The sequence below is a fragment of the Shewanella sp. MSW genome (assembly GCF_007636515.1).
Taxonomy (GTDB): Bacteria; Pseudomonadota; Gammaproteobacteria; order Enterobacterales; family Shewanellaceae; genus Shewanella; species Shewanella indica.
Genome location: NZ_LVDR01000013.1, coordinates 1 through 12569, shown reverse-complemented (window position 1 = coordinate 12569; position 12569 = coordinate 1). Strand labels below are relative to the sequence as shown.

Annotated in this window: 8 protein-coding genes and 1 pseudogene; 5 read left to right on the top strand and 4 right to left on the bottom strand. The window is 52.0% G+C overall.

The features are described 5' to 3' along the window. Positions 1-76: 76 nt before the first annotated feature. From AYI96_RS14290 to cutA, 3 genes are all read right to left on the bottom strand, one after another. Positions 77-1696, bottom strand: coding sequence for a cation:proton antiporter family protein (locus tag AYI96_RS14290; protein WP_039033509.1), 1620 nt, complete (start codon positions 1694-1696; stop codon positions 77-79). Between the two features lie 127 nt (positions 1697-1823). Then, positions 1824-3632 (bottom strand): protein-disulfide reductase DsbD, encoded by a 1809-nt coding sequence (locus AYI96_RS14285; RefSeq protein WP_144361828.1) that lies wholly within the window; start codon positions 3630-3632, stop codon positions 1824-1826. After that, on the bottom strand, positions 3629-3961 hold the full coding sequence (gene cutA / locus AYI96_RS14280) for a divalent-cation tolerance protein CutA (RefSeq protein WP_144361827.1): 333 nt from the start codon (positions 3959-3961) through the stop codon (positions 3629-3631). The genes AYI96_RS14285 and cutA overlap by 4 nt, the downstream gene beginning before the upstream one ends. Positions 3962-4161: 200 nt before the next feature. Between cutA and AYI96_RS14275 the strand changes: the two are divergent. Then, positions 4162-4719 (top strand): annotated as a pseudogene (locus AYI96_RS14275) (FxsA family protein); the annotation flags it as partial. Positions 4720-5054: 335 nt separating this feature from the next. On the opposite strand, the gene AYI96_RS14270 reads toward AYI96_RS14275, so the two are convergent. Further along, on the bottom strand, positions 5055-6419 hold the full coding sequence (locus tag AYI96_RS14270) for an MATE family efflux transporter (RefSeq protein ID WP_039033506.1): 1365 nt from the start codon (positions 6417-6419) through the stop codon (positions 5055-5057). Positions 6420-6668: 249 nt separating this feature from the next. Here AYI96_RS14270 and AYI96_RS14265 point away from each other — a divergent pair, with 249 nt between their 5' ends. From AYI96_RS14265 to AYI96_RS14250, 4 genes are all read left to right on the top strand, one after another. Further along, the gene (locus AYI96_RS14265) at positions 6669-6959 is read left to right on the top strand and encodes a co-chaperone GroES (RefSeq protein ID WP_025010152.1); all 291 of its coding nucleotides are present in this window, start codon (positions 6669-6671) and stop codon (positions 6957-6959) included. A 58-nt stretch (positions 6960-7017) separates the two neighbouring features. Then, a complete protein-coding gene (groL, locus tag AYI96_RS14260; RefSeq protein ID WP_039033505.1) occupies positions 7018-8658 on the top strand; it encodes a chaperonin GroEL in 1641 nt (546 codons plus the stop codon). Between the two features lie 1122 nt (positions 8659-9780). Continuing rightward, positions 9781-11445 carry a group II intron reverse transcriptase/maturase gene (gene ltrA / locus AYI96_RS14255; protein WP_144361825.1) on the top strand — a complete coding sequence of 555 codons (1665 nt, stop codon included), beginning with the start codon at positions 9781-9783 and terminating at the stop codon, positions 11443-11445. Between the two features lie 841 nt (positions 11446-12286). After that, positions 12287-12569 (top strand): transposase (locus AYI96_RS14250; RefSeq protein WP_186300070.1); only part of this gene is annotated, 283 nt, incomplete at its 3' end.

Genomic DNA, 12569 nt, shown 5'->3' with positions numbered 1-12569 from the left:
GAGGGGGTATTCGGGAAGATGAAAGGAAAAGCCTCACCCGCTGCCGGACAGAGTGAGGCTAAATGATACTAAGATATCAGGATGCGGCTTTCTTGGCGTCGGCTTCCTTGACGGTTTCGGCCGCCAGCAGTTCACAGACCACATGCTCGACAAAACCGGCACCTGCGGCCTCATAGAGGTTGTAAACACTGTGGACGCCGGATTCGCGCAGCGCCACACCCTCATCACCATATTGCACAATCGCGCTGATTTTTCCTTGGTAATTCAGTTTTTTAAGTTGCTCAACTGCAAACATATTACCCGCATGATACGGCATCGCCAGCAGCACAAGTTCAAGCCCGGGAGCCCGGTCGAGTTTTTCCCAGAAGTCGGTATCCGAAGCATCGCCTTGTACTACGTTACGCCCTTGCTCGCGGTGGAAATCCACCAACTCCTGTTTGTGTTCAATCCCCAGGATCTCACCATCGAATCTGGCCTTGAGTTCATCATAGGCACCAGAGCCTATGCGCCCCATCCCCAGAATAAGGAAGCGCGGATTGCCCACGGGGATCTGTCTGTCTTCCGGGTGCAGCGGGTGCTTCTCGAGCTTGACCAGTTTCTGTTGGTACTTCTGGTAGATGTTGCCCACCATGGCGTTGAGTGGTGCCGCCAATACAAAACTGAAGCTCAGTGCCACGGCAATGATCACCAGCCACTGAGAGGGTAGCCAGCCTTTGCTGGTAGCCACGGCAGCCACAATCAGACCGAACTCACTGAAGTTACCCAGGTTGAATGAGCCCAGCATAGAGGTGCGCGAGCGCAGTTTGAAGCGGGTGAGGATATAGACAAACAACAGGATTTTCAGCGGGATCAGTGTCACCAGCAGCACAGCCAGCATAATATCTGTCACGCTCGGCAGACCGTTGAGACCTATGGTGAGGAAGAAGGCCACCAGAAACAGTTCTTTAAAATAGAACAGCGACTTGGCCAGCTCGGACGCCTTCTTGTGCCCTGCCAGCAGGATACCTATGATCAGCGCGCCAAGATCCGGTTTCAGCCCCACAGATTCAAACAGCCAGGCGCCGACCACCAAAGCCATCACCAGGCCGAAGAGTACCAGGAGTTCACCGTGGCCGACCTTATCAAAGGCTCTGTATATCAAGGGTTTGGCTAAAGGTAATAACAGGAGTGCCAGCGCCCATATCGAGGGAAACTCCCCCTTGGAAATGGTCAGGAACAATACCGCAAAGATATCCTGCATGATCAGAATACCTATGGCGACCCGGCCGTAGAGGGATTGCATATCGCCCTTGTCTTCCAATACCTTGACCGCAAATACAGTACTGGAAAAGCTCAGGGCAAAGGCCAGCAGAGTCAGCTGTTCCACCGTGAGATTGGTCAATTGCACCAGGCCAACCAGCCCCAGCAGTTTGAGAATGGGGACAAAGATCACCATGGATAACATCAGGTGCAGGCTGGAGCCGGCCCAGACTTCGGCCTTGAACAGGCTGCGGATATCCAGCTTGAGGCCTATGGCAAACAGCAGCAGGGTAACCCCTAAGTTAGCCAATTCGTTAAGCATTGGCAGGCTGTCATTGTCTACCCCCAAGGTATAGAGTACAAAGCCGGCGGCCAGATAGCCGATAAGCGGTGGTAAATTGATGCGGTTGACCAGCATGCCGCAGGCCAAGGTAATAACAAGAATTGCTGGTTCCATTTTTATTCTTTCGGGAAAAATGATGGCTATTAGAAGGTTATTCTATAAGAAGAGCATTAAATTTAAATAAAAAAGCGAACTTATCTGCTGATAAGTTCGCTTTTCCAGAAATGTCAGTACTAACGCACTAGTTTTTGAGCAAAATGTCCAAGTGGGCGGCAAACTCTTTCGGGCCCATGAAACCTGTCACTCTCAGCTCATTTTTCAGCTGGCCTTGCTCATCGATAAACAACAGTGTCGGCAGCCCCAGCACATCATAGGCCTCCAGCAGGGCGACATCGGTTTCATCCATGGCGGTCACATCGGCCTGCAGCAGCACCATCTGTTCCATCCGCTGTTTAACCTCGGCATTCTTGAAGGTGATCTGCTCAAACTCCTTACAGGCCACACACCAATCGGCATAGAGATCCAACATTACCGGCTTGCCGGCGGCCTTGGCATCTGCCAGTTCGGTCTTGAAATCCTCAAGTGACTTGATGCGCTTGAAGGTATGATGCTCGGCTTGTAGCTGCCCCATGAAGTGGTAGCCCATGGCGCTCATTACCGCCTGGAAACCATAGGAGAAACTCGACAGCAACAGCAGGGTCAGGATCACGCTGCGCATTGTCTGTTTCCAGTTGAACTGGCTCAGCTTGTTCTGGTGCATCAGGTAGCCGACAAAGACGATGGCCCACACAGACCACATGAGATCCGACACCAATCCAGGCCAGATACGGCCCAGCATTATGATGGACACGGCCACCAGCAGGAAACCGAACACATGCTTGATGATGTTCATCCAGGTGCCGGCGCGCGGCAGCAACTTACCGCCAGAGGTGCCTATCAGCAGCAGCGGCAGACCCATGCCCATGCTGAGAATATAGAGGGTCAAAAAGCCCTGTAGCAGATCGCCGGTTTGTGCCACGTACACAAGTACCGCCGATAGCGGCGCCGTGGTACAGGGCGAGGCCACCAGGCCCGAAAGCACACCCATGACGAACACGCCCAGCAGATTGCCACCCTTTTGCTTATTGGAGAGGCTGTTCATCTTCTGTTGCCAACTGGCGGGCAGGCGCAGCTCATAGAGGCCAAACATAGACAGACTGAGTATCACAAACAGTATGGCTATGGTGATAAGCACAGCCGGGTGTTGCAGCGCCGCCTGATACTTGAGACCGGCCGAAGCCACCACCAGCCCCAGCAGCGAATAGGTAATTGCCATCCCCTGCACATAAGCCATCGACAGGGTAAAGGCCTTGCCGGTGGAGACTTTCTGCCCCTGGCCGACAATGATCCCCGACAGAATGGGATACATGGGGAACACACAAGGGGTCAGCGCCAGACCTATCCCCAACACGAAGAAGGTCAGATAGTTGAGCAGGGTGCTGTCGCCGGAGAGCAGCTTGTCCAGCAGGTTATCCTGTTGGGTTACCGCCTGGCCCTTGGGAGCCGGCGCTTTTGCATCGGCACTCTTGTCGGTATCGGGCAGTATGCCATCATTGGCCGCCACAGGTTTAAGTAGGGCGTCTCTGGTGGTCGGCGGGAAGCAGAGTTTGCCCTCGGCGCAGCCCATAAAGGTGACGGATAACTTGGCGGCTTCCCCTGCCTCTTTAATGGCAACTGGAATTTCGATAAAGGAGTAGTACACCTGCTGCTCACCGAAATACTCATCCGTGTGGCCCTTGCCCTGGGGCAGGGCTATCTCGCCCAGTTCACCGCCATCTATGCTGAACTTGAGTTTGTCGCGGTACATGTAATAGCCGTCGGCTATCACCCAACTGAGCTTGACCTTATTGCCTTGCTGACTAAAGTCGAAGGCAAAGGCCTGATCCACAGGCATCAGCTCAGGTTCACTCTTGAGAAAATCGAATTGCTTGTTACCAAAGATCCCATCGGCCTGAACCAGCGGGCTGAGAAGCAACAGGCTGCCTAGCAGCAGGGTAAGTATTTTCTTCATAGCTTAGTGTTGTCTTTTATCCAATCCAGATAGGCGGGCAGCCCATGACTGATGGGCACAGCAATAATTTCAGGTACTTCATAGGGATGCAGTTCGAGTAGTCTCTGCTCCAGCCTGGGGTAGGCGCTGGCCAGACATTTGAGCTGCAGACTGACTTCAGCCTCCTGGCAGAGTTCGCCCTGCCAGACATAAAAGGAATCCACAGTCTGACTCACCTGAGCACAGGCCACCAGTGACTCGCGCACCAAGGTTGCCGCCAGGCTCTTGGCACTGTCTGTATCCGGGCAACTGCAAAAAACCAGCAGCGCTTGTTGAGATTTTATGTCCATAATGAGCGGGTTAAATTAAACCTGACTTAAGCCAAGGGGATTAAAATCGAGCGTCTACTTTACGTGTTTTGCCGCAGGCTTGCATTAAGGCTTTGCTGAAACAGTGAGCTTAAGCGCCAAACCCGTTGCAGGCTGCGGACTTGAAATCAGACCGGGTTATCCCCATTTAGTTTTCAACTACTGCAAAAAATGAGGCCTACATGCCATTTCTGATAATGTTGATCATCTTTGTGCTGATCCCTGTCGTCGAACTCTCGGTACTTATCCGGGTCGGCGAAGTCCTGGGCAGCTGGAACACAGTGGCATTGGTGATCCTCACCGCGGTGGTCGGTGTTTCTCTGGTTCGCAGCCAGGGCGTGAGTACCTTGATGTCGGTACAGAAAAAGTTGGCCGTTGGTGAAGCGCCGGGGCAAGAGATAGTCGAGGGCATGATGCTGGCTATGGCCGGTATTCTGCTGCTTATACCGGGGTTTGTTACCGACCTTATCGGCCTTATTCTGCTGACCCCTATCACTAGGGCACCGCTGGCACGTTATTTCTATCAGCGGATGCAGCTCAAGGTGGTTACCGGCGCCCAGTTCAGAGCCGGTGCCAACCCCTTTGAACCACCTCATCAAAGAGGTCAGGGCGGTGATGTATTTGAAGGTGAGTTTGAACGCAAGGCCGACCCTTCCGATAAGCGTCCCGAGAGCCATCAGCTGGAAGAAGAGAGCCATCAGCCGGGTGGAGAGAGCCATCAGTCGGGTGGAGAGAGCCCTCAGCGAAGTGAAAACAGCCCTCAGCAAAGTGAAAAAGGCCATCAGCCGCAGGATACGGAAGATAAAACAGACCAAGATGATAGTCGGCCCGGTAGCGCAGGTGATCGGCACAAACACTGATAAAAAAGACCTTCCGCTTGGAAGGTCTTTTTTATTTACCCCTCATAACTTGCAGCGCTGACTGGAAAACATTTATCACTCATTTATCGCTATGCCAGTGGCTATCGCGGCACTTGAATGAGTGCGCCGTAGCAGTGGCCGCGGCGTCAGTTTAAGGATGCTGTCGCGGCAACTACTGCCGTGCATACTCTCAGCTTTCTGGAGTTGCCAAGTGCTTATCCCTCATTGGGGCAGGGGGATTTGATTTTTTGCGGTTCGCTGATATTGCTGGCCAGATAATAGCTGGCAATACCCATGAGTATGTTGGTTACCGGCAGCGCCAGCATTAGGCCTTTTACCCCACCGAGGAAGGCGCCCAGCGCCGCCAGTGGTAGCATCAGCAGGAACAGGCGGCACAGATTCAGTACCAGCGAGGCCATGGGCCTGTGGTAGGCGTTGAGCGAGGTGGCCACTATGATCACCACGCCAAGAGGGCCGTAAGCGGCGGGCAACACCAGAATATAGAAGCTGAGCCATTCCAGCACTTGCGGATCGGTAGTGAACAGGGCGGCAATCTGCGGCGCCAGCAGCGCCAACGGAATATACAGCAGGGTCTGGAACAGGAGCACAAACTTCAGCGCCAGCAGCAATGCCTCGCGGGCGCGCTCCTTCTGACCAGCGCCCAGATTCTGGGCGATAAAGGGCACCAGGCTGGAAGACAGCCCCATCACCACAATCAGCAGCACAGACTCCAGCCGGGTACCGGCACCGAAGGCGGCCACCGCGGCGTGATCTATCCTGGCCAGCATCGCCATCATCACGGCATTGGCCAGGGGGTTGATCATATTCATCAGCGCCGCCGGTTGGGCGATATGGGCCAGCTGTTTCCAGTTATCGACAAAGCGACTTAAACACCAGCCCGCGGCCACCAACATATGGCGTTTGGCCACCAACAGATAACTGGACAGCGACAGTGCCATTAACCAGGAGATCAGGGTCGCCACGGCGGCGCCTTGAATTTCCAGCCTGGGGAAGGGGCCGATACCAAAGATAAGCAGCGGATCGAGGATCAGGTTAATCAGCGCCGCCAGCGACAAAATCGCCGCCGGGGAACGGGTATCGCCGGTGGCCCTCAGGCCCTGATTACCCACCATCAACAGCACCAATAGCGGCGCCCCCAGATACCAGAGGTTCATATAGTCATGCACCAGCGGCAGTATGTCGTCTTTGGCGCCGAGCAGGGAAAACAGCGGCTCGATAAACAAACTGCCCAGCAAGGAAAGCCCGGCAGTCAAAATAAAGGTCAGCAGCAGGGCATCATGCAGAAACACCTTGGCTTTGGGGGCGTGCCCGGCGCCTATCAGGCGGCCAAGATTAGTGGACACACCGGCGCCTATGCCGATGGCAATACTGGATACCACCAGGGTCACAGGGAAGGTGAAGCTGATCGCCGCCAGCGCCTCTGTGCCCAGCTTACTGATGAAGTAGGTGTCTACCAGATTGAAGCCCAGCACGGTGAGGATCCCTAACATGTTGGGAATACTCATATTAAGCAGTACACGACCTATCGGCTGACTGAGCAGCCCGTGTCTGTCTCTCATGGCCCGTATCTGCCTCTTGTGAAATGGATGAAGGAAATCGTGCGGAAGCGCGATTCTAACAGGATTGCCCCGGCTTTAAAAAACGAGGGTCAAAAATTTTCAAAAAATTTTGAGCTGTCCCCTTGGAAGTGCCAAATACGGCCCCCATATAAGCCAACATCAAGCGGCTAAAGCCAATTGGCTTGGTCGCCTTTTACATCAACCATGAACCGCCTCATATTGGGCAAAAATCATTAGGAGAATCCATCGATGAATATTCGTCCATTACATGACCGCGTGATCGTCAAACGCCTGGAAGTTGAAAGCACTTCGGCCGGTGGCATCGTACTGACCGGCAGCGCAGCCGAAAAGTCTACCCGTGGTGAAGTACTGGCTGTTGGCAATGGCCGCATCCTCGAAAACGGTGACATTAAGCCATTGGACGTGAAGGTAGGTGACGTAGTGATCTTCAACGAAGGTTACGGTGTCAAGAAAGAGAAGATTGACGGTGAAGAAGTCCTGATCCTGTCAGAAGCTGACCTGATGGCCGTAGTGGAATAAACCACTCACAACCATTAAAGACCTTCCAAAGTAATCGAAAAATTTAAGGATAATCAACATGGCAGCTAAAGAAGTAAAATTTGGCAATGACGCTCGCGTAAAAATGCTGGCGGGCGTGAATGTTCTGGCTAACGCAGTTAAAGTCACTCTGGGCCCTAAAGGCCGTAACGTCGTTCTGGACAAGAGCTTCGGCGCACCACTGATCACCAAAGACGGTGTTTCAGTTGCCAAAGAGATTGAACTGGAAGACAAGTTTGAAAACATGGGCGCGCAAATGGTTAAGGAAGTTGCTTCCAAGGCCAACGACGCTGCCGGTGACGGTACCACTACCGCCACAGTACTGGCTCAGGCTATCGTGACCGAAGGTCTGAAGGCCGTTGCCGCCGGTATGAACCCAATGGATCTGAAGCGCGGTATCGACAAGGCTGTAATCGCCGCCGTTGCCGAGCTGAAAGCCCTGTCTCAGGACTGCTCCGACTCCAAGTCTATCGCTCAGGTAGGTACCATCTCTGCCAACTCTGATGAGTCTATCGGTGAAATCATCGCCACCGCGATGGAAAAAGTGGGCAAAGAAGGCGTGATCACAGTTGAAGAAGGTCAGGCGCTGGAAAACGAACTGGACGTAGTTGAAGGTATGCAGTTCGACCGCGGTTACCTGTCTCCTTACTTCATCAACAAGGCTGAAACCGGCTCTGTTGAACTGGACAACCCATTCATCCTGCTGGTTGACAAGAAGATCTCCAACATCCGTGAGCTGCTGCCTATCCTCGAAGGCCTGGCCAAGACTGGCAAGCCACTGCTGATCGTTGCCGAAGACGTTGAAGGCGAAGCCCTGGCGACTCTGGTAGTGAACAACATGCGCGGTATCGTTAAAGTGGCTGCCGTTAAGGCGCCTGGTTTCGGTGACCGTCGCAAGGCCATGCTGCAGGATATCGCTATCCTGACCGGTGGTACTGTTATCGCCGAAGAGATTGGCCTGGAGTTGGAAAAAGCCACTCTGGAAGACCTGGGTACCGCCAAGCGCGTGGTTATCACCAAAGACAACACCACCATCATCGATGGCAGCGGTGAAGAGTCGCAAATTCAAGCCCGTGTTGCCCAGATCAAGCAGCAGGTTGAAGAATCGACTTCCGACTACGACAAAGAAAAACTGCAAGAGCGTATGGCCAAGCTGGCCGGCGGTGTTGCGGTAATCAAAGTCGGTGCCGCTACCGAAGTGGAAATGAAAGAGAAGAAAGCCCGCGTTGAAGATGCGCTGCACGCTACCCGCGCCGCCGTTGAAGAAGGTGTGGTTCCTGGGGGCGGTGTTGCCCTGGTTCGCGTTGCCTCCAAGATTGGTGAGCTGGACGTGAGCAACGAAGATCAGAAGCACGGTGTGGTTATCGCCCTGCGCGCCATGGAAGCCCCACTGCGCCAGATCGCTACCAACGCAGGTGAAGAAGCCTCTGTTGTCGCCAACAACGTCAAGAACGGCAGCGGTAACTATGGTTATAACGCAGGTAACGACACTTACGGCGACATGCTGGAAATGGGTATCCTGGATCCAACCAAGGTTACCCGCTCTGCGCTGCAGTTCGCGGCCTCTGTAGCCGGTCTGATGATCACCACCGAAGCCATGGTAGCCGAGCTGCCAAAGGAAGAGGCTGCGCCTGATATGGGCGGTATGGGTGGTATGGGCGGAATGGGCGGCATGATGTAGTGCGACGAGAGTCGCGTAGGTAGCTAGCCGAGCGGGCTACGTCCATAGTAACCACATAATTTTATGTCGTGGTTACTATCCCACCCGCCGAAATAGCAAATAAATAAAACCCGATATTCGGGCTGAACCCAAGCCCGAATATCGGTCCTCGTAAGAGGTCCGATTTTAGGCATGGGCGAAAGTCTGTGTCCCTCGCTTTAGGCGAATGATATACGTTGAAGCAGCGCTACTAGTGTCTGTGAAGTAACGGGAATATTCGTGTCTTATTTAAGCTTGAGCCACCTGCACGGTGCGAAGCTGTTTTCATTATTGTCTTAGCCAATCTCTTACTCGGACGGGTAGGTGATTGGATAGTAAGACCTGTTGTTCAGCCAATAGTAGCCTAGGGATAGTGCATCTGCGGTAACGCTGTGTTCGGAGCTTCCTGACAATGTACCCCCACGCAAGTGGTTAATTTTCGCTGTGAAGTGAAGGTTAAGACAACCGCCAATAGCAGGCGGTTTAGGGGCTAGGCTGAGTTATATGGTTAACGTAAGTGAACTACTGATAAACACCGTCAGCCGCGACGAGCGTAACGCTATTGTCGTGTCGATTAATTGTCCCCTTGGGAGGATTAGCCGTCACCAACGCTCTGACCAAAAGGTATATGGCCGGTTATCTCTTTTACATCTGGGGATACGCTGACTCATGCGCCATCGGTGAATAGGTAGAACCTAAGTAACTCGTGTAATGAAAACGGAACTCGGAAACCCCGTATCTTTGCCCCAATAGGGCAGGCAACTCGTAAGAGGCGCTGTTGAGGATGCGGGCACAGGAGAGCAGAAAAAGCGAAAGTCAGCTTGTAATGAGCTGGATAGAAAGCCAACGTGCTTTCACCGGAAACGGGGCCCACGTCTGCTTGGTCTTTAATTGCGTGAAAATCAGTAAAGCCGTCAAGTTTTACGGTAGTCGAAACTGTCAGAGTCCAATTGTGGGCGTTACCTTTCCTATTTGAGGATCTAGGGTACTGTCAGCAACAAGTTCAAGCCTCATAGGGTAAATCTCTGCCCTATGGGGCACAGATGCGCCTTGTGTTGCTTGTTTAACTTATCGTTAATGGAGGAAAGCAAGGTGCATACTTCAATGCAAATTGACGTATCTGCATCCTCCCACCAGACACAGCAGTGGCACAGCATCGACTGGTCACTAATGTATCGTACGGTGAGAGGGCTACAGGTACGGATCGCAAAGGCAACGAAAAAGTCTGACTGGCGACAGGTCAAAAGACTGCAACGCATGTTAACTCGTTCGTTTGCTGCCAAGGTGATAGCCATTCGGCGCGTCACTGAAAACAGAGGGAAAAACACACCGGGTGTTGATGGAGAAATCTGGAACACTCCTGCCTTGAAATGGGGAGCTATAGACCAACTAATGCGTAAAGGCTATAAGCCAAGTCCGTTGAGGCGAGTCTATATTCCTAAAGCTAATGGCAAGCGTAGGCCGCTGGGAATACCAACCATGCGTGATAGAGCAATGCAGGCACTATACCTGTTAGCTCTTGAACCCATATCGGAAACCACGGCGGATCGAAACAGCTATGGCTTTCGCCCGAATCGCTCTTGTGCTGATGCTATCGAACAATGTTTCGTGAACCTCAGTCGCAAGGCCAGTGCCCGTTGGGTACTGGAGGGTGATATCAAAGGGTGTTTTGACTTTATCAGCCATGACTGGCTTATCGCCAATATTCCTATGGATAAGGCGATACTTAAGAAGTGGCTGAAAGCCGGATTCATGGAATCTGGGAAGTTTAACTCGACGGAGGCGGGTACACCGCAAGGTGGGATTATCTCACCTGTACTCGCCAATATGGCCTTAGACGGACTGGAAACGGTGCTCGAATCCCACTTCGGGAAGAAGAACACAAAAGCCAGTTACAAAACTAAGGTCAACTATGTGCGTTATGCAGATGACTTCATCGTCACTGGGATCTCGAAAGAGCTACTAGAAGATAAGGTCTTACCAATAGTTGAAGCCTTTATGGCAGAACGTGGGTTGCAATTGTCAGCAGAAAAAACGCTGATCACGCATATAGACGACGGGTTCGATTTTCTCGGGCAGAATTTGCGTAAATACGACGGCAAGATGTTGATTAAGCCGTCAAAGAAAAACGTGAAGAATTTTCTGCGCGGTATACGAGATTATCTCAACAGCCATAAAACGGTGCCAGCTTCAGTTGTGATAGCGAAGTTGAATCCGATGATCAGAGGATGGTGCAACTACCACCGCTGGGTATGTGCGAGTGAGACATTCAAGTATATCGACTACCGTATCTGGAAAATGTTATGGCAGTGGTGTCGCCGAATCCATTTGAATCGCCGTAAACGCTGGATTAAAGAAAAATACTTTAAAACAGTGGGTGATAGAAACTGGGTATTCAGCGCACCGAAACCGAAAGGGGAAGATGGTCACTATCGCTTGTTGAGTGCAGCGAAAGTGAAAGTCGATAAACATGTGAAAATTCGGGCAACAGTGAACTGTTACCTACCGGAGGACGAACAATACTTTGAGCGTCTGAAGATGCAAAGATTGAAGAAATCTTTGTCGGGTAACTGGAAGCTATGGAAGATTGTCGAGAGACAAGACTACAAATGTGCGGTGTGTCACCAGCAGTTTCACTCAGAAGATGAATGGGATATTCACCATATCGTCAGAAGAGTGGATGGCGGCACGGACATAAGCTCGAATTTGATGATGTTGCATATTAACTGTCATCGGCAATTACACTCGAAATCACTTGAGTGCAATTAGTTTTATAAGGTAAAGTTATGTTCGTCACCCAGAGAGATTCAGGAGGTTTCCCTTGGAAGCATTTTTGAATGTCTCCAATTCATATATGTGCTAGCACATGTAGTCTTGGCCGAGAGGGGACAAACAAGAAGGTAGCAGGAAGGAGTGGGCTGCGCCCGGCGTGGATAACCTTGTGGGTTTGAAGCTGCCCCGACTCTGACTGCCAGTGCTAGATGGCAGTTTTGACTGGGATGGTTGTGAGGTAGGCCAGGTGAAAATTGAATCCGATCAACCCCTTCACTTACTTTATAACTCATAGACATTAGTTGCTGGTTTGCTTTCTTAAGCAAGCTTATAAAGGCTTGAGCCGTATGCGGGGAAACTCGCACGTACGGTTCTTAGGGGGCGGTGGCGCAGTAATGCGTCTCTGCTACCCGACATTCTAGCTGGTTAAAATCGTCTATAGCGGCGTTATCTTGCCACTCGTTTAGTTCACTAAACGTCGCGGCAAGATGCCTGGCTCTAAAACGATTTTTCCTGCGCTAGACGCAATGTCGGTCTTAAGCTCAGAAGCTTAGAACTTAAAAAAGAAAGCCCCGATACCTTTGGCATCGGGGCTTTTGTTTATTCCGGGAAAGGAAAAGGCCCACGCATCGAACGCGGGCCTTTTCTATTCCAGAGGTTTCTGCCGAGGGCGGGGGAGTGGTTTGGGTTTGCAATGGCTTCCGGCTGATTGTGCCACTCATTGCCTGCCGCAGGCCTTATGCATATGCACCTCAGTGACACGCTGTGAATACATCCCTGTAGGTAGTGTTCATAAATCTGTGTCATTTGAGTAATATACACCCAAAAGGATATTCAAATGACCAAACCTACATTTGACATGGAAGCCGCCATTGAAGCTCTGCGTGCAGGTAAAGACCTGACCGGCAAAGATGGTATTCTCACACCACTCATTAAACAGCTTACTGAAGCGGCCCTCAATGTTGAGCTCGACCAACATCTTGAAGATAAGCAGCCTGGTAATCGCAGAAATGGCAAGACCAGTAAGACACTGAAGACCGCTACCGGTAGCTTTGAGCTGCATACTCCGCGTGACCGAGATGGCACCTTCGAGCCTCAGGTTGTAAAAAAGAACCAGACAT